The following is an 18,069-nucleotide window of genomic DNA, read 5'->3' on the forward strand; positions in this document are numbered from 1 at the left end:
CGACGTCGCGCCCCCGGCCCTGCTCGCCATGGTTTTCCGTCCCTTCTGATCGGAGGACTTCCCCCATGCCGGATCAACGTCATGCTTCGACACTCCCTCAGTTGCTCGAGCGCGCGGCCCGCGACACGACTCAAGGCATCGCGTTCATCGGCGGCCCGTTCCTCTCCTACGCCGAGTTGCGGGAGTGCGCCTGCCGCATCGCGCAAGGACTGCGGGAGCGCGGCACCGCCCCGGGCGACCGAGTGCTCATCGCGGCCGGTGATCCGGAGATCTTCGTCCGCGCCTTCTGGGGATGCGTACTCACCGGTGCCGTGCCGTGCCCGATCGCACCGCCCGCCGACCCTTCCCGGTGGCGTACCCAGCTGGAGCATCTGCGGACGCTCCTGGGCGACCCGTTGGTGATCGTGTCCAAGACGGCTCATGGAGAGCTGCCCGAGGCCGGGCTGCGGTCCGTGACGGTCGAGGAGCTGAGCCATGCGGCGGCCGAGCCCGATCAGCTCCATGTGCCCGCGCCCGACGATCTCACCCTGCTGATGCTCACCTCCGGGTCCACCGGATCGAGCAAGGCGGTCAGGCTCACCCACGCCAATCTGCTGGCGGCGCAGGCCGGTAAGGCGGGCGCACTGGAACTCGGGCCCGACGACACCTCGTTGAACTGGATCTCGGTCGATCACATCGCCGCGATCGAGGCGCATCTGCTGCCGATGTTCAACGGCGCCGCCCAGGTCATGACGGTGCCGGCCACCGTGCTGGCCGACCCCGTGGAGTTCCTCAGGCTGCTCACGGCCCATCGGGTGAGAGTGACGTTCACCCCCAACTTCCTGTTCGGGCAGATCAACCAGGCACTCGCCGGGCGGCCCGCATCGCGGCAGGAGGTGGACCTGTCACAGGTGCGGCACATCATCTCCGGCGGTGAGGCAACCGTGACCGCCACCGTACGGGCGTTCCTGGACACGCTCGCGCCCTACGGACTGCGCGGAGATGTGATCGTGCCCGCGTTCGGGATGACCGAGACCTGCGCGGGCAGTGTGTTCAACCGCGACTTCGCCACCCGCGACCTGGAGACGGAGTTCCCCCCGCTGGGCCGACCGGTGCGGGGCCTGCGGATTCGCGTCACCGACGACGACGGCACGGTGCTGGCCGCCACCGACCGGCCCGTAACGGCCGAGCCGGGGGAGGTGCAGCTGCACGGCCCGATGGTCTCCGACGGCTACTTCGGCGATGCGCGGGCCACCGCGCAGGCGTTCACCGCCGACGGCTGGTTCCGCACCGGAGACCTGGGCCACCTCGGCTCCGACGGCCGGTTGACGCTGGTCGGCCGCAGCAAGGACTCCATCATCGTCAGCGGTGTCAACTACTACAGCCACGACCTGGAAGCGGTCCTGGACGAGCTGGACGGGGTGAAGCGCGGCCACGTCGCCGCGTTCCCGATACGGCCCGAGGGGGCCGACACCGAACAGCTCGCCATCGCGTTCGTCCCGGCGGGCGACCCCGCCGACGAGATCGCGGTGTACCGGGCCATCGTGGCGATCCGCAGCTCCACGGTGATGCACTGGGGCTTCCGCCCTCAGCTGATCCTCCCCGTCGCCGAGGACGAGATCCCCCGTGGCAACCTCGGCAAGACCCAGCGGTCGCGGCTGCGCGCGGCCGTCGAGAACGGGAGCCTGGACGCGGCGGCCCGCCGGTCGGACGAGATCAGCACCCGGTTCCTCGGCGGCCATGTCGCGCCGGACGGCGAGGTGGAGACCGCACTGGCCGAGATCTACGCCCGCGTCCTGGACACCGAGGCGGTGTCGGCCACCGCCAGCTTCTTCGACCTGGGCGGTACCTCACTGGACGTGCTGCGGCTCAAGCTGGAGATCCAGGCCGCGTTCGGCATCGAGGACGTGCCGATGTCCACGCTCCTCCAGGCCCCGACCGTACGAGCCCTGGCCGGCCGCCTGGCCGCGGGGCAGGGCGCCGGTGGCGACGCCACCTACGATCCGCTGGTGCCGCTGCAGATCACCGGGGACGGGACGCCGCTCTTCTGCGTACACCCCGGTCTGGGGGAGGTGCTGGTCTTCGTCAACCTCGCCAAGTACTTCACCGGCGAGCGGCCGTTCTACGCGCTGCGGGCCCGCGGATTCGGGCAGGGGGAGACCCACTTCGGATCGTTCGGCGACATGGTGTCCACCTACGTCGAGGCCATCCGGCGGGCGCAGCCCAGCGGCCCCTACGCCGTCGCCGGGTACTCCTACGGCGGGGCGGTGGCATTCGAGATCGCCAAGCGGCTGGAAGCCGACGGCGACAGGGTCGACTTCGTGGGCGTCTTCAACCTGCCACCGCGGATCTCCGACCGCATGAACGAGATCACCTTCACCGACGGCGCGATCAACCTGGCGCTGTTCCTCGAACTCATCGACGCCACCGACATCGAGCGGCTGACCGCAACCCTGCGCCCACTGCCCGAGGCCGATCAGCTGGCCCATCTGATCGACCACGCCCCGAAGCGGCGGCTGACCGAACTCGACCTCACCCTCGAACGGTTCGCCGACTGGGTGCACCTCGCACAGAGCATGGTGCACCTGGGCCGCGACTACGAACCGTCGGGTTCGGTCGGGCGGGTGAAGGTCTTCTACTGCACTCCGCTGCGCGGCACCAAGGAGGAGTGGCTGGACCACCAGCTCAGCCACTGGGACGAGTTCACCCGCGACCCCAACACCTATATCGAGGTCGACGGGGAGCACTACACCCTGATGAGCCCGCAACATGTGCACACCTTCCAGGCGACCCTGCGGCACGAACTGGCCCGTGCGCTCGGCTGAGGACCGGCAAGGCAACCGCCGACACCACCAGGAGCGGCCGATCATGCAAGGCAAGAAGATACTCATCACCGGCGGGACCGGGCAGGTCGCGAGGCCCGTGGCCGAATCGCTCGCCGTCGACAACGAGGTGTGGTGCCTGGGCCGGTTCGGCGACCCACACGCCCGCAAGGCGCTGGAGGAAGTGGGCGCCCACACCGCCGTCCGGGACATGGCCACCGACGACCTGGAGGGCCTGCCGCGCGACTTCACCCATGTGCTGCACTCGGCGGTGCACCGGGGCGACGGCAAGGACTTCGAGGACACCGCGCGCGTCAACGCGGTGGGCACCGCACGGCTGATGACCCACTGCTCCGCCGCCGAGTCGTTCCTGTACGTCTCGTCCGGGGTGGTCTACAACCGGGCCGATCGGACACATCGCTACCGGGAGAGCGATCCGCTGGGCGGGGCCGCGCCGTGGCTGCCGACCTACCCCGTCGCCAAGATCACCGCCGAAGGGGTGGCACGCGGTCTGGCCGAGACACTCGGGCTGCCGACGGTGATCGCCCGCCTCAACATCGCCTACGGCCCGTACGGCCACGGTGGCGTGCCCATGATCCTCTTCAACCAGATGCGCAAGGGGCAGCCCTGCGCGGTGCCCCGCGAGGGCCAGAACTACTGCAATCTGCTGCACACCGATGACGTCGTGCGCCAGGTGCCGCTGCTGTGGGACGTGGCGCGGGCGCCCGCGAGAGTCGTGAACTGGGGCGGGGACGAGGAGGTCGGCATCACCGACCTGCTGGAGTACCTGTCCGCGCTCACCGGAGTGCCGGTGCGGCTGGAGCGCGGCGACTACAGCCGGGAAACGGCCATCTTCGACCACGACGTCCGCCGTGGCCTGATCGGCGACTGCACCATCGGCTGGCGGGCCGGTATCGCCCGCACTGTGGCCGACCTGTTCGAGGAGTACCGCGACCGCGTCGACGCGTACCTGGACGCGCACGGAGCCGGGACACCCCAGTGACCACGAGGAGTGGAGAACGAGCATGCGCAGGTCCGCAGATATCGACGCGCTTCAGCATGTGCTGTCGGCCGCCCTGGGGTCCCCGGACCCGGTGTGCTCCCTGCGTCGACTAGACCGAGGCACGGGCGCGTTCGTCGCCCTGGACGCCGCCGTGGTCGAGCGCCCCACCCTGGTGGGCGGCGGGTCCCCGTACCACCCGAGCAGCCCCGCCCCCAGCCGCCACGCCCTCGACGAACTGGTCCGCCGCGCCGAGACACTGGGCGTGCCCCAGATCCTGGTGCCTAATGTGCGCCGCAGCGACGACACCAGCGCGCTGCGGGCGGCAGGGCTCGTTCCGGTCGCCGCCCAGAGCGAGTGTGTCGTCCGGCTGACCGGGGAAGTGGACGAGATCCTGCGGACCCGCATCGGCGCCGAACGGCTCGACGGCCTCCGCCGCCGCGACCGAGAGGTCTCCCTCGGGGTGACCTGGGAGCGGATCCGGCTGAGCGAGCTCGACGGGAGCCCCTGGGCGCGAGACGCCTTCGTCACGCTCCACCGGCGTCAGGCCGAACGCCACGACGGTCACGCCAACCTGTACAACGCCGACGCCCTCGACGTCCTGGCCCACGGCCCGTTGGCGGATCGCACCGAGCTGCTCGTGCGCCGCCAACAGGACGCCGTGGTCCAGGCCGGGCTCATCACCACGTCCCACAACGGCCGGGGGATCTACTCCCTCACACAGGCCATTGACCACGACGACCCCGCCGCACGGGACGGCCTCTTCGCCGCGTCCGTGTACCGGCTGTACCTCCATGCCCGGCGCTCCGGCCTGGAGTGGGTCCACCTCGGCCGGGGAGACGTCCCGCGCATGCGCCGCCTCGGAGCCGATCTGTTCGTACCCCTCGACCACTGGCTGCGCGCCCCCGGCCTCGCCTCCCCGGAGGAAGCGGGAGCGGAACACCCGCTGTCGGAGTACGCGGCTCCGCCCGTCACGGGGGTGCCGGTCCCGGGCCCGGCCCGCTTCCGCCAGGTGCCACGGTTCGACACGATCGACCTGTCCAGCAACACCAACCCGTTCCTGGGCGCCTCGGGTGAGTACCCCCACCTCGACACGACAGAGCTGGCCGGCACCTACCTGGCCACGATCGCGACATTGCCCGGCCACGAGGGCGTGGACGCGCTGAGCGCGGACCACCTGCTGTTCAGCAGCGGCTCGGTGGACGGCGTCATGCTGCTCCTGGCGGCGCTGGCGTCACCCGGCGAGCGCGTCTGCGTCACGCCACCCACCTTCCCGCTCTACGGCCACTTCGCCCACCTCCTGCGCCTGCCCGTCGTCGAGGTGCCGCTGCACGGCGACGACCTGTCCCAGCTCGACACCGACCGCATCCTGGCGGCCGATCCACGGGTGACCATCCTGTGCGACCCCAACAACCCCGCCGGGACCAGACTCGACCCGGAGCAGGTGCACGACCTGGTGGTTCACGGCCGCGGGCTGGTGGTGATCGACGAAGCCTATGTCGAGTTCAGCGAGAAGCCCTCGTACGCCCGGCTGATCGCCCAGCACGACAACCTCATCGTGCTCAGGACCCTCTCCAAGGCATGGGGACTCGCCGGGGCGCGCTGCGGAATCGCACTGGCCCAGCCCGGCATCATCGACGCACTGCGCCGGGTGCAGGTGCCCTTCGGGTTCACCAACGCCTCCCAGCACGCCGTGCGGGACCGGCTGACCGATGTGCGGCGGGTGCTCGCCGGTATCCGGCGCATCCGTGCCGAGCGTGACCGGATGGCCTCGGCGCTGACCGAACACCCCGCGGTGGCCCGGGTGTTCCCCTCGGAGACCAACTTCCTCTTCGTCCGACTGCACAAGCACGAGCGCGTGATGGACCAGCTCCGGGGCGCGGGCATCGTCGTGGCCGACACCGGGCGGGTGATCCCCGATACCTGCCGTATCACCATCGGCGATCGGCGCGCGAACACGGCCCTGCTCGAAGCGCTCTCCTCCGCCCTGTGAACCATGCCGTTCAGCGAAAGGACCCCGCTCGTGGGCAAAGATTCCCACTCCGAAATCCCGCTGTCCAGCACCGTCGTCGCCGAGGGTTATGCTCGCTGGAGCCCGCAGCTGCACAAGGAATTCGACACCAACGCCCATCATGGCTGGATCGGCCAGACGCTGGTGAAAGAGACCGATTCACTGCGCATCTGGGAGACCCACCTTCAACCGGGCGAGCGAATTCCCGTCCATCGGCATGTGCTGGACTACTTCTGGATAGCTCTGACAAACGGCCGGGCCCGCCAGCACTCGAGCAATGGCACCACCCACGAGATCTCTTATGCCCGCGGCCAGTCTCAGCATTTCTGCTGTCCCGAAGGGCGATATCACCTGCATGACCTGAAGAACATCGGCGATGACGTTCTGTCGTTTCTGACCATCGAGACAAAGGGCGGGGGGAACGAGCCCATTCAGCTCCCGAAGAATTGAGGACGACCGGCCCGCGGGGCAACACGCACCCTGCGGGCCGGCGGCTCAGCTCCCCTTCTTGGTGATCACGAACCGGTCGATGACCAGATAGTCGATCTCGGTGGCGAGGAAGCACTCCAGCGCGTCCCGCGGCGAGCAGACGATGGGCTCACCGGCCACGTTGAAGGACGTGTTGAGCAGGCAGGGCACATCCGTCCGCGCCGTGAAGGCGCGCAACAGCCGGGCGAGCGCGGGGTTCTGCCGCTCGTCCACCGTCTGGGCCCGCGCCGTGCCGTCCACGTGACAGGCGCCGGGGATCCGCTCCCGGTACTCCTTCCGCACCGGGAAGACGAAGGTCATATACGGCGACGAGGTCTTCTTGCCCATCGAGAAGACGTGGGGGGCCTCCGATTCGAGGATGACCGGCGCGAACGGCCGGAAGGGCTCCCGGTGTTTCACCCGGAGATTGATGATGTCCTTGATGTCGGGGAAGGCCGGGTTGGCGAGGATGCTGCGGTTGCCCAGGGCGCGCGGCCCGAACTCGCTCCGGCCCTGGAACCAGCCCACGACGTTCTTCCCGGCCAGCAGCTCCGCCGTCCGGTCGGCGATCGAGTCGGCGTCGGGCTCCTCCCGCCACTCGACGCGGTCCGCGTACTCCGCCAGCGCGCCCCGGACCTGCCGCTCGTCGTACGAAGGCCCCAGATAGGGCGTGGTGACCGCGTCGGCCGGCCGGTTCCTGAGACCGGCGGCGTACACGGCCGCGCCAATGGCGACCCCGGGATCACTGGCCCCGAAGCTGACCTCCATACCGGTGAACGGCGACCGCTCCAGCATCTTCGTGTTGGCCACGCAGTTCAGCGCCAGCCCGCCCTCGAAGAGCAGGGTGTCCAGACCGGAGGCCGCGGTCAGCGCCCGCACCTGATGAGCGGTGACGGCCTCGACCATGTGCTGTGCCAGCCCGGCGACCTTGACGCGGAAGTCGAACTGCTCGCGCTTCTCGCTGTCGCCGCCGAACAGGTCGTCGAACAGCGCGTAGTACGCCGATATGTCGCGGGGGGTGGAGATGGTGTACGAGCCGTTCTCGTGCAGCCGCACCACGCGTTCGAGCAGCGGGTTGTGGCGCGGCGGTGGGCCGTACGCGGCCAGGCCCATGACCTTGTACTCGTCGTTGTTCGGCACGAACCCCAGATAGCGGGTGATCCGCCCGAACGCCACCCCGAGCGAGCTGGTCATGGGGACCGCGCTCTCGTCGAACTGGCGGACCACGCCGTTCCGCAGCTCGCCCATGACGGAGGACAGCGTCTCCGCCCGGCCGTCGCTCACCAGGAAGGCGGCGTCACCCCCGCCGGCCAGGTACGCGCCGCACATGAGATGGGCCAGATGATGGGGCACCAGGGTGAGCTTGTTGAGATCCAGTTCGTAGCCGGTGCGCTCGACGAAGTCGTGGTACACCGCGTCGGGGCTGAGCATGCCGGTGTAGAGCTCACCCGTGCTGCGCAGGGCGTCGAACTTGGCCGCGACCGGCATGTCGGAGTCGCATATCCCCGAAATCATCTCCTCGGCCACCGTCGTCGAAAACCGCCAGGGGAAAGCGAAAACGTCCACCTGGTCGAGGTCGACACCGGCGGAGTTCAGACACCAGCTGATTGCGTGCGCCGGGAAATCGGAGGTCTTCTTGACCCGGCTCAGCCGCTCCTCCTCGACCGCCGCCACCACCTCGCCGTCGATCACCAGAGCCGCCGCGGCGTCATGACCCACCAAGAGATTACGGCCGACACCAGTCGCCCCGTAGAGACGCCCGAAAAGCTCCGCACCTCTGCTGAATCCGTTGTAACCGAGCACGATCACTGGCTCTCAGCCTCCCAAGCACGACAGTATCGGCGGGAGAACAGGCTACTCGGGCCGGATACTTGAGGGATAGGCATGATGCACAAGCAGATTGTGGATTTCCTTCCCGGGGATACGGCGGACCGCGGGGAATTCCGCACCGAATGCCCGGCGGGCCAGGGCCGCGGACGGGCGCGGCCCTCGGTACGTATACTTTTGCGCATGTTGAGGTTGGAACGGCTCCGGGCCGACCACGCGCCCGCCCTGCTGGCCTTCGAGCGCGAGAACCGGGAGTACTTCGCCCGGTCGATCTCGGACCGGGGGGACGCCTACTTCGAGGAGTTCGCCTCCCTGCACCGGGCCCGGCTCGCCGAGCAGGACGCCGGTGTGTGCCACTTCCATGTCGTCATGGACGGCCAGGGGGAGTTGGCCGGCCGCGTCAATCTCGTGGACGTCGAGGAAGGCGACGCCGAACTCGGCTACCGGATCGGCGAGCGCGCCGCGGGCCGGGGGATGGCAACCGCCGCGGTGCAAGAGGTGTGCCGCCTGGCCGCCACGGAGTACCGGCTCGCCACCCTCACCGCCTACACCGCCCTCGACAACGTGGCCTCCATGACCGTGCTCGGCCGCAATGGATTCACCGTCGTGGCGGACGCCATCGTTGGCGGACGCCCCGGCCTGCGCCACCGCCGCCGGCTCGGCGCGGAGCCCGGTTGCGGCCGGTGATGTGCGCCTGCGGGGTGTCGCGTTTCGGCAGTAGTGGTGGCCCGTCCGGCCCGCGGTGAGGTGTGGCTGATACGCCCACACAGCGGTGGGGCCCCCGCGCATTCGGTCGATCGCGGCCGTGTCGGGGCCGGAATTCCCGCACTCGGGACGGGATGTGTGCACACATGGCCTTGTTGTCGGGCGATGACCGAGGTGGGCAGTGGTGAGTGCGTCGACGCTTCCTTTGGCCGAGGGAGCCGTGATCGGCCCGGACGGGCTGACCGCTCTGGTCGATCTTCTGCGGGCACGCGGTTACACGGTGGTCGGACCCACTGTGCGGGACGGTGCCATTGTCCTGCAGGAGCTGGAATCCGCCGCTCAGCTGCCGTACGGGTGGGGCGTGGACCTCGAAGCCGGGCAGTACCGGCTGCGGTCGCGTACGGATGGCGCGGCGTTCGCCAACGCGGCCGGTCCGCAGTCGTGGAAGACGTTTCTGCACCCCGCCCGGGTCCGCCAGTGGACGGCCGAACGCGCGGGCGGAGAGTTGGTCATCGAGGCGGACGACACCGCGCCTCCCCGTTTCGCGTTCCTCGGTGTCCGCTCCTGCGATCTGCGGGCCATCGCCGTCCAGGACCGGATCCTCACCGCCGGGCCGCACTCCGACCCCGTCTATCGGGGCAGGAGGTCCGGGGCGTTTCTGGTGGCGGTCGAGTGCACCGAGCCCGGTGGGACCTGCTTCTGCGTCTCGATGGGCACTGGTCCCGCCGCCGGGCCCGGGTACGACCTGGTGCTGACCGAGCTGGTCGATGACGAGGGGCACCGGTTCTGGATCCGCGGTGGCAGCACGGAGGGGGCCGAGATCCTGGCGGAGCTGCCGAGCGAACCGGCCCCGGAGGCCGTCTGCCGGGCCGCCGTGGACGCCGTCACGTCCGCCGCCGAGCGGATGGGCCGCACGATGCCGGACACCGACATGCAACGGCTGATGGCGGAAACGCTGGAGGCACCCCGCTGGGACGACGTCGCTGCCCGGTGCCTGACCTGCGGCAACTGCACCATGGTATGTCCCACCTGCTTCTGCACCACCACCGAGGACGTCACGGACCTGACCGGGGACCACGCCGAGCGCTGGCGGGTCTGGGACGTCTGCTTCGACCTGGACTTCTCCTATCTGCCGGGCGGCCCCGTCCGCGCCACGCCGCGCAGCCGCTACCGGCAGTGGCTCACCCACAAACTGGGCACCTGGTACGACCAGTTCGGGTCGTCGGGGTGTGTGGGATGCGGTCGGTGCATTGTCTGGTGTCCGGTCGCCATCGACATCACCGAGGAGGCCGCGGCCCTGTACGACTGGACCCGGCGTGCGGAGGACGAGCCACGATGACCGGGTGGCCGCTGCTGCTGGACACCCTTCCGCAGGTGCAGCGCGACCGGCTGTTCACGCTCGCCGACGAGCGGGACTTCCGCGCCGGCAGCACCCTGTTCGACGAGGGCGGTGTCGCCGACCGGTTCTGGCTGATCCGTTCCGGCGAGGTCGCCCTGGATGTGTATGTCCCCGGGCGCCGGGCCCAGGTGGTGGAAACCCTGGGGCCGCGGCAGCAGCTCGGATGGTCGTGGATCTTCCCGCCGTACCGCTGGCACCTGGGCGCCCGAGCGTTGGGGCCCGTGCGGACCTGGGAGTTTCCCGCGGCCGAGGTACGTGAGCTGTGCATGGCCGACACGGAGCTCGGATACGAGCTGATGCTGCGGTGCGCGGCGCTGATCGCCGACCGGCTCCAGGCCACCCGGTTGCGGTTGCTCGACCTGTACACGCCGCAGGGAAGCGTCCCGTCGTGACCACCGTGCCCCTGCCGTACCGGGTGACCGCCGTTTCCGCGGAGACCGCGGACTGTGTGTCGCTCGAGGTGACACCGGTGGAGCGGGCGCTGCCGGAGTTCTCGCCGGGCCGGTTCGCCATGGTGTACGCCTTCGGCGTCGGTGAGGTGCCGATCTCGGTCAGCGCGACCGGTGACGGCCACCGTCTGGTGCACACCGTCCGCGCGATCGGCGCGGTCACCGGCGCGCTGTGCCGGCTCAGGGCCGGGGACGCGATCGGCCTGCGGGGCCCCTACGGCACCGGCTGGGACCTCGGCGCGGCAGCCCGGTCGGACGTCCTGGTGATCGCCGGTGGCATCGGGCTCGCCCCGCTGCGCCCGGTGGTGCGCCATGTGCTCGACCACCCCGGGCACTACGGCCGCCTTCATGTGCTGATCGGGGCCCGCACCCCTGAGGATCTGCTCTATGGGGAGGAACCGGAGCACTGGCGGCGCGCCTCGGCCCAGGTGGAGGTGACCGTCGACCGGCCCGGCCCGGGCTGGCGTGGCAGCGTGGGCGTGGTCACCACCCTGCTGGACCGGGTCGACTGGCGCCCGGATCGGACCGCCGCGCTGCTCTGCGGCCCCGAGGTGATGATCCGGCACACCGCCCGCGCGCTGCTCACCCGCGGCCTGCCCACGCGCCGGATCCAGGTGTCGCTGGAGCGGAACATGCGCTGCGGCACTGGCCACTGCGGTCACTGCCAGCTCGGGCCGCTGCTGCTGTGCCGGGATGGCCCGGTGGTCGGCTACGACCGCGCCCGGCCCCTGCTCGCCGTCAGGGAGCTGTGAGATGGAATCCGACCCCCGCCCCTCCCTGGCCGTGTGGAAGTTCGCCTCGTGCGACGGCTGCCAGCTGACCCTGCTCGACTGCGAGGACGAACTGCTCCCGCTCACCGACCGGGTGCGCATCACCCACTTCCTGGAGATGTCCAGTGCGGAGGAGTCCCGGGAGCGGGCCACCCTGTCGGGGGCCGGACCGTATGACCTCTCCCTGGTGGACGGGTCCATCGCCACCGCCGAGGATGTCGGGCGCATCCACCACATCCGGCGGATCTCCCGTCGCCTGGTCACCATCGGCGCCTGCGCCACCGCGGGCGGCATCCAGGCCCTGCGCAACTTCGCGGACGTCGAGGAATTCCGGGCCGCGGTCTACGCCAGCCCGGAGTACATCGCGACACTGGACACCTCCACCCCCATCTCGGCGCATGTGCCGGTCGACTTCGAGTTGCGCGGCTGCCCGATCGACCGCGGCCAGCTGCTGGAGGTGATCACGGCGTTCCTGGCCGGGCGGAAGCCGAACGTCTCCGGTCACAGCGTCTGCTTCGAGTGCAAGCGGCGCGGCACGACCTGTATCACCGTCGCCCAGGGCGTCCCGTGTCTGGGGCCGGTCACCCATGCCGGGTGCGGCGCTCTCTGCCCCGCCTACGGGCGCGGCTGCTACGGCTGCTTCGGGCCGATGGTCCAACCCAACCTGGAGGCCATGGTGCGCGAGCTGCGGCACGACGGCATGACCGAGCGCGACATCGTGCGTGTCTTCCGCACCTTCAACGCGGCCTCGCCCGAATACGGCCCCGTACCCGAGCTCGCGGCCCAGGAGGCCACCGAGCCCCCGGCGGAAGAAGAGCCCCGATGAGCCACCGCGGATCCCGTGTGCTGCGTCTGGACGCACTCGCCCGGGTGGAGGGAGAGGCGTCCCTCCACCTGGCGGTGCGCGACGGGAGGGTCACCGAGGCGCGGCTGCGGATCTACGAGCCGCCGCGCTTCTTCGAGGCGTTCCTGGTCGGCCGCGGCCATGGCGAGCCACCCGACATCACCTCACGGATCTGCGGAATCTGCCCGGTCGCATACCAGACGACCGCATGTCAGGCCATCGAGCGGGCCTGCGGGGTGACGGTCGACGGACCACTCGCGGAACTGCGGAGGCTGCTCTACTACGGCGAATGGATCGAGAGCCAGGCCCTGCACATCCACCTGCTGCACGCACCCGACTTCCTCGGTCACCCCAGCGCCGTCGAACTCGCTCGCGAGCACCGCGCCGCCGTGGAGCGCGGCCTGAGGATCAAACAGGCGGGCAACACCGTCATGGAGCAGCTCGGCGGCCGCGCCATCCACCCGATCAACGTCCGGGTAGGAGGCTTCTACCACGTGCCCGCTCCGGCCGAACTCGTCCCGCTGACCGAGCGGCTGCGCCGGGCCCATGACGACGCGCTGGAGACCGTGCGCTGGGTGGCCGGCTTCGACTTCCCGGATGCCGAATACCACGGCCCGCTGCTGGCGATGTGCGACCCCGGTCGGTACGCCATCGACTCCGGAACCCCGGCCGTCATGGCCGCGGTGGCGGGCTCGAACGGCCCCGCCCCGGTACGAGCGCTTCCGGTGGAGGAGTTCGAGCGCCGTGTGGTCGAACGACAGGTTTCCCATTCGACCGCCCTGGTGTCCGAGCTGGACGGCCACCACTACCTGACCGGTTCACTGGCCCGGTACGCGGTCAGCGGACGGTGGCTCCACCCCTCGGCTCTCGACGCCGCGCGGGAGGCGGGGCTCGGCGATCCGGCCACCGGCGCGGTGTGCCGCAATCCCTTCCGGAGCATCATCGTCCGTGCCGTCGAGGTGGCCCATGCCGTGGCCGAGGCGCTGCGGATCATCGACGCCTACGAGCCGCCCTCCCGGTCGTACGTCGCGGTGCCACCGCGCCCGGCGACCGGCTGCGCGGCCACCGAGGCGCCGCGTGGGCTGCTCTACCACCGCTACGCCATGGACGCCGATGGCACCCTCACCCTGGCCCGTATCGTGCCGCCCACCGCGCAGAACCAGGCGGCCATCGAGGACGACCTGCGCCGCCAGGTGCAGTCCCGCCTGGACCGGCCGGGCGAGCCGCCCGGCGACGAGGAGCTGACCGCGCTGTGCGAGCGCGCCGTCCGCAACCACGACCCGTGCATCTCCTGTTCCGCGCACTTCCTGGACCTGACGGTGGAGCGCGGATGACGGGCCGGGTGGTGGTCATCGGAGTGGGCAATCGTTTCCGCCGGGACGACGGTGCCGGGCCGGCCGTCATCGAGGCCCTGCGCGCCGACCCGCCGAAGGACACGCTGCTGACCGACAGCGACGGTGAGCCCGGGCGGATGCTCGGCCTGTGGCGTCCTCACGACGCCGTCGTCGTGGTCGAGGTGGTGCACGCGCATCCTGGGAAGCCGGGGCGGCTGCACACGCTGACGGCGGAGCGGGCCGCGCGATGCGCCGCACGCTCCGCCAGCACCCACGCCCTCGGGCTCGGCGAGACCTTCGCCCTGGCCGCGGCGCTCGACCGGATGCCCAGGGAGCTGACGGTGCACGCGGTGGAAGGGGAGGACTTCGGCCTCGGCCGCGGGTTCAGCACCGCGGTGGCCGACGCGCTCCCCGAGTTGATCCGCCACGTGGCCAAGGCCATCGACCAGGCGCACGACCGGCTTCGGTGCGCGAGCGCGCTGAGCGACGATCGGGGAAGCGCATAGTCCGCCCGCTGGGCGACGTGGTGCGCCACCTGGGCCGTTCGGGGCGGGTCGGGCCGCCGCGCGGGCGTGTTCACCCACCGTGGCCGCACCCTTTCCTAACATGACGAACGGCCTGGTCGGACGGGATTCGTGGCACGGCCGGAACCTCGCGCAGGCTCGACCACTCCGGACGGAGCGCCGTGTCCATGAAACAGCCAGTGGTGTCCGGCTCCGCCACGGCGGAGCCGGACACCAAGGGTTCGCAACGGCCGGTCCGCCGCCTGGTGGCGGTCGGTGGCGTGGTGCAGGGAGTCGGCTTCCGGCCCTTCGTCCATGCCCTGGCCACCGAACTGGGCCTGTCCGGTCAGGTAGCCAACGGACCGGCCGGGGCACGGATCGAGATCGAGGGCGGCTCCGAGGCGGTGGCCGCCTTCTGCAACCGGCTGACGGCGGACGCACCCCCGCTGGCGGACATCGTCTCGGTGACCACCTCCGAGCTGCGCCCGACCGGCGGCACCGGTTTCGTGATCGTGCCCTCCCTAATGGGCCACGGCCGCACCCTGGTTCCGCCCGACGCCGCCACCTGTGACGCCTGCCTGACCGAGCTGGCCGATCCGGCCGACCGCCGCCACCGGCACCCGTTCCTCACCTGCACCGACTGCGGCCCACGCTTCACCATCACCACCGCCATGCCGTACGACCGGGCCACCACCACCATGGCGGCGTTCCCGATGTGCCCGGACTGCGCGGCGGAGTACACGGACCCATCCGACCGGCGGTTCCATGCCCAGCCCATCGCCTGCTGGGCCTGCGGGCCACGCCTGAGGCTCACCGGCGCCGTACGACGGGAGGGCGGGGCCGCGTTGGCCGAGGCCCGGCGGTTGTTGGCGGCCGGGGCGATCGTGGCGGTCAAGGGCCTCGGCGGCTATCACCTGGTCTGCGACGCCACCGCCCCGAGCGCCGTGGGCGAACTGCGACGCCGTAAGGCCCGTGGCGACAAGCCGTTCGCCGTGATGACCCCCGATGCCGACACCGCCGCCCGGCTCGGCCACCTCCGCCCGGCGGAGCGCCGCGTCCTGGCGGAGCGGTCCCGCCCCATCGTGCTGCTGCGCCGCCGATCCCCGACTCCGCTCGCCCCGCAGGTGTGTCCGGGGAGCCCGGACATCGGGGTGATGTTGCCCTACACCCCGTTGCACCGGCTCCTGTTCGGCCTTCCGGGCGATCCACCCGGTCCCGGCGTCCTGGTGGTGACCAGCGGGAACCTCTCCGGCGAGCCGCTGGTGACCGACGACCGGGAGGCGATGCTCCGTCTGGACGGGCTGGCCGACGCCTGGCTCTGGCACGACCGGCCCATCGTGGTGGCCTGCGACGACTCGGTGGTCCGGGTCCGCGCTGACGGTTCGCCCCTGCCGATCCGCCGCTCGCGCGGCTTCGCACCGGCGCGCATCCGCCTTCCGGTGCCCGTCCGTCCGGTCCTCGCGGTCGGCGGAGACCTGAAGAACACCCTGTGCCTGGCGGAGGGCGACGCCGCCTGGCTGTCCGCCCACGTCGGAGACATGGACAGCCTGTCCGCCCAGCACGCCTTCGAACGCGCCGAGAGCCACCTGCGGGCGCTCACCGGCGTCGAGCCGGTCCGCATCGCCGCCGACCGCCATCCTGGCTACCGGTCCGCGCGATGGGCACTGCGTGACGGCCGGCCGCTCGCCCTGGTCCAGCACCACCACGCGCACATCGCTTCCGCCATGGTCGAGCACGGGCTGGACGAACCGGTACTCGGTATCGCCTTCGACGGCACCGGCTACGGCGACGACGGGGCCGTATGGGGCGGCGAGGTGCTGCTGGCCGACTACGCGGGCTACCGCCGCCTGGCGCATCTGGCCTATGTGCCCCTGCCGGGCGGTGACGCGGCGGTGCGCAACCCGTATCGGATGGCACTGGCCCATCTGCGCGCGGCCGGGCTCGCCTGGTCACCCGACTTGCCGTGCGCCGCCACCTGCCCGCCCGAGGAACGTCGTCTGCTGGAGGCCCAGTTGGCACGCGGTATCGCGTGTGTGCCGACGTCCAGCGTGGGGCGGCTGTTCGACGCCGTGTCCTCGCTGGTGGGCGTCTGCCACCGGGCGGGGTACGAGGCTCAGGCCGCCATGGAGCTGGAGGCCGAGGCCGTGACCGCCGACGAGGTGCGGGACGGCTACCCCTTCGCGCTCGAGGATCCCGCACCGCTGCTGGCGGCGATCGTGGCCGATCTCCGTGCGGGTACGGCGGTTCCGCTGATCGCCGCCCGCTTCCATCTGGCGGTCGCCGGCGCGGTCCGCACGGCCTGCCGGAAGGCACATCGGAGCACGGGCGTGCGGACGGTCGTCCTCACCGGCGGCGTGTTCGCCAACGCCCTCCTGGACGGGATGTGCACCGCCGGGCTGGCCGAGGACGGATTCACCGTCCTCGGGCACACGGTGGTCCCGCCCGGTGACGGCGGCCTGGCCCTGGGACAGGCGGTCGTCACCGCCCGTGTCGCCGAGACGTGAGGAACCGAGGAGGAGCACATGTGCCTGGCGGTACCCGGCCGCGTGGTCGGCATCGAGGAACGGGACGGCACGCCCATGGCGCGGGTCGATTTCGGCGGGGTGGTCAAGGACGTCTGCCTCGCCTATCTACCGGAGATCGAGGTCGGTGAGTACGCGATCGTCCATGTCGGCTTCGCGATCCAGCGGCTCGACGAGGAATCCGCCCTGGCCACCCTCCGGCTCTTCGAGCGAATCGGGGCGCTGGACGAAGAGTTCGGCGATGCCTGGGCACATGCGGCGGCCGAGGCGGAAAGCGCGCCCGAGGAGGAGAACCGGTGAAATACATCGACGAGTTCCAGGACCCTGCCCTGGCCCGACGGCTCCTGGACGACATCGCCCGGACGGTCACCCGGCGCTGGTCGATGATGGAGGTCTGCGGCGGTCAGACGCACTCGATCATCCGGCACGGCATCGACCAACTGCTGCCCGGGAACATCGAGTTGATCCACGGGCCGGGGTGTCCGGTCTGCGTCACTCCGCTGGAGGTGATCGACAAGGCGCTGGAGATCGCATCCCGCCCGGGCGTGGTCTTCTGCTCGTTCGGCGACATGCTCCGGGTACCGGGGAGCGACCGTGACCTGTTCCGGGTCAAGGGCGACGGCGGCGACGTCCGTGTCGTCTACTCGCCGATGGACGCGTTGCGGATCGCCCGGCAGACCCCGGACCAGGAGGTGGTGTTCTTCGGTGTCGGCTTCGAGACCACCGCGCCCGCTATCGCCATGGCGGCCCACCAGGCCAAACGGCTCGACGTGCGGAACTTCAGCCTGCTGGTCTCCCACGTCCGGGTGCCACCGGCCATCGAGGCGATCATGCGATCCCCGGACTGCCGCGTCCAGGCGTTCCTCGCCGCCGGGCACGTGTGCAGCGTGATGGGCACCCTCGAATACCCCGCCCTCGCCGACACCCACAAGGTGCCCATCGTGGTCACCGGATTCGAGCCACTGGACATCCTGGAAGGCATCCGACGGGCGGTCCGCCAACTCGAACGGGGCGAACACCGCGTCGAGAACGCCTACCCACGCGCCGTGCGCCCACAGGGCAACCCGGTCGCCCTCAGCGTGCTGCGAGAAGTGTTCACCACCACCGACCGCGCCTGGCGCGGCATCGGCACCATCCCGGACAGCGGCTGGCGGCTCTCGGACGCCTACCGCGACTACGACGCCGAGCACCGGTTCGAGATCACCGGCCTGGCCACCGAGGAGCCCGCGGTGTGCCGCAGCGGAGAGGTGCTCCAGGGACTGATCAAACCCCACGAGTGCGCGGCCTTCGGCACCGCCTGCACCCCGCGCACACCGCTCGGCGCGACCATGGTCTCCAACGAGGGCGCGTGCGCCGCCTACTACCTGTACCGGCGTCTGACCACGCCCCGCACGGAGGAGACGGCTTCCGTTGACTGACAGCACCGCCGAGACCAC

15 protein-coding genes are annotated in these 18,069 nt (G+C 70.7%); 14 read left to right on the plus strand and 1 reads right to left on the minus strand.

Annotated features, from left to right (window positions below; genetic code table 11):
• Nucleotides 1-65: 65 nt before the first annotated feature.
• From LIV37_RS48760 to LIV37_RS48775, 4 genes are read left to right on the plus strand one after another with little or no spacing between them, the layout of a single operon-like run.
• Entirely contained in the window at nucleotides 66-2,804 is a 2,739-nt protein-coding gene (locus tag LIV37_RS48760; RefSeq protein ID WP_121826484.1) for a non-ribosomal peptide synthetase, read from the plus strand.
• A 43-nt stretch (nucleotides 2,805-2,847) separates the two neighbouring features.
• A complete protein-coding gene (locus LIV37_RS48765; RefSeq protein WP_121826702.1) occupies nucleotides 2,848-3,804 on the plus strand; it encodes an NAD-dependent epimerase/dehydratase family protein in 957 nt (318 codons plus the stop codon).
• Nucleotides 3,805-3,826: 22 nt separating this feature from the next.
• Nucleotides 3,827-5,794: a pyridoxal phosphate-dependent aminotransferase gene (locus LIV37_RS48770; RefSeq protein WP_020874479.1), complete on the plus strand. Its 1,968-nt coding sequence runs from the start codon at nucleotides 3,827-3,829 to the stop codon at nucleotides 5,792-5,794.
• A gap of 30 nt (nucleotides 5,795-5,824) precedes the next feature.
• On the plus strand, nucleotides 5,825-6,262 hold the full coding sequence (locus LIV37_RS48775) for a cupin domain-containing protein (protein WP_020874480.1): 438 nt from the start codon (nucleotides 5,825-5,827) through the stop codon (nucleotides 6,260-6,262).
• Nucleotides 6,263-6,307: 45 nt separating this feature from the next.
• Here the strand turns inward: LIV37_RS48775 and LIV37_RS48780 are convergent, their stop codons facing one another.
• A complete protein-coding gene (locus LIV37_RS48780) occupies nucleotides 6,308-8,089 on the minus strand; it encodes a carbamoyltransferase family protein (protein WP_020874481.1) in 1,782 nt (593 codons plus the stop codon).
• 201 nt (nucleotides 8,090-8,290) lie between these two features.
• Here LIV37_RS48780 and LIV37_RS48785 point away from each other — a divergent pair, with 201 nt between their 5' ends.
• From LIV37_RS48785 to hypD, 10 genes are all read left to right on the plus strand, one after another.
• Nucleotides 8,291-8,794 (plus strand): GNAT family N-acetyltransferase, encoded by a 504-nt coding sequence (locus LIV37_RS48785; protein ID WP_121826483.1) that lies wholly within the window; start codon nucleotides 8,291-8,293, stop codon nucleotides 8,792-8,794.
• A 199-nt stretch (nucleotides 8,795-8,993) separates the two neighbouring features.
• Nucleotides 8,994-10,151 carry a 4Fe-4S dicluster domain-containing protein gene (locus LIV37_RS48790; protein ID WP_121826482.1) on the plus strand — a complete coding sequence of 386 codons (1,158 nt, stop codon included), beginning with the start codon at nucleotides 8,994-8,996 and terminating at the stop codon, nucleotides 10,149-10,151.
• Nucleotides 10,148-10,603 (plus strand): cyclic nucleotide-binding domain-containing protein, encoded by a 456-nt coding sequence (locus LIV37_RS48795; protein ID WP_020874484.1) that lies wholly within the window; start codon nucleotides 10,148-10,150, stop codon nucleotides 10,601-10,603. The genes LIV37_RS48790 and LIV37_RS48795 overlap by 4 nt, the downstream gene beginning before the upstream one ends.
• Nucleotides 10,600-11,412 carry an FAD/NAD(P)-binding protein gene (locus LIV37_RS48800; RefSeq protein ID WP_020874485.1) on the plus strand — a complete coding sequence of 271 codons (813 nt, stop codon included), beginning with the start codon at nucleotides 10,600-10,602 and terminating at the stop codon, nucleotides 11,410-11,412. Before LIV37_RS48795 ends, LIV37_RS48800 begins: the two co-directional genes overlap by 4 nt.
• 1 nt (nucleotide 11,413) lies before the next feature.
• Nucleotides 11,414-12,256 carry an NADH-quinone oxidoreductase subunit B family protein gene (locus tag LIV37_RS48805; RefSeq protein ID WP_020874486.1) on the plus strand — a complete coding sequence of 281 codons (843 nt, stop codon included), beginning with the start codon at nucleotides 11,414-11,416 and terminating at the stop codon, nucleotides 12,254-12,256.
• Nucleotides 12,253-13,608 carry a Ni/Fe hydrogenase subunit alpha gene (locus LIV37_RS48810; protein WP_020874487.1) on the plus strand — a complete coding sequence of 452 codons (1,356 nt, stop codon included), beginning with the start codon at nucleotides 12,253-12,255 and terminating at the stop codon, nucleotides 13,606-13,608. Before LIV37_RS48805 ends, LIV37_RS48810 begins: the two co-directional genes overlap by 4 nt.
• Complete coding sequence (locus LIV37_RS48815) at nucleotides 13,605-14,114, plus strand: hydrogenase maturation protease (RefSeq protein ID WP_020874488.1); 510 nt, start codon at nucleotides 13,605-13,607, stop codon at nucleotides 14,112-14,114. The genes LIV37_RS48810 and LIV37_RS48815 overlap by 4 nt, the downstream gene beginning before the upstream one ends.
• Before the next feature lie 185 nt (nucleotides 14,115-14,299).
• A complete protein-coding gene (gene hypF, locus LIV37_RS48820) occupies nucleotides 14,300-16,615 on the plus strand; it encodes a carbamoyltransferase HypF (protein ID WP_121826481.1) in 2,316 nt (771 codons plus the stop codon).
• A gap of 18 nt (nucleotides 16,616-16,633) precedes the next feature.
• Nucleotides 16,634-16,933, plus strand: coding sequence for a HypC/HybG/HupF family hydrogenase formation chaperone (locus tag LIV37_RS48825; protein ID WP_020874490.1), 300 nt, complete (start codon nucleotides 16,634-16,636; stop codon nucleotides 16,931-16,933).
• Nucleotides 16,930-18,051, plus strand: a complete 1,122-nt coding sequence (gene hypD, locus LIV37_RS48830; protein WP_020874491.1) for a hydrogenase formation protein HypD — start codon at nucleotides 16,930-16,932, stop codon at nucleotides 18,049-18,051. The genes LIV37_RS48825 and hypD overlap by 4 nt, the downstream gene beginning before the upstream one ends.
• The last annotated feature ends 18 nt before the right edge of the window (nucleotides 18,052-18,069 follow it).

Source organism: Streptomyces rapamycinicus NRRL 5491, from assembly GCF_024298965.1.
Taxonomy (GTDB): Bacteria; Actinomycetota; Actinomycetes; order Streptomycetales; family Streptomycetaceae; genus Streptomyces; species Streptomyces rapamycinicus.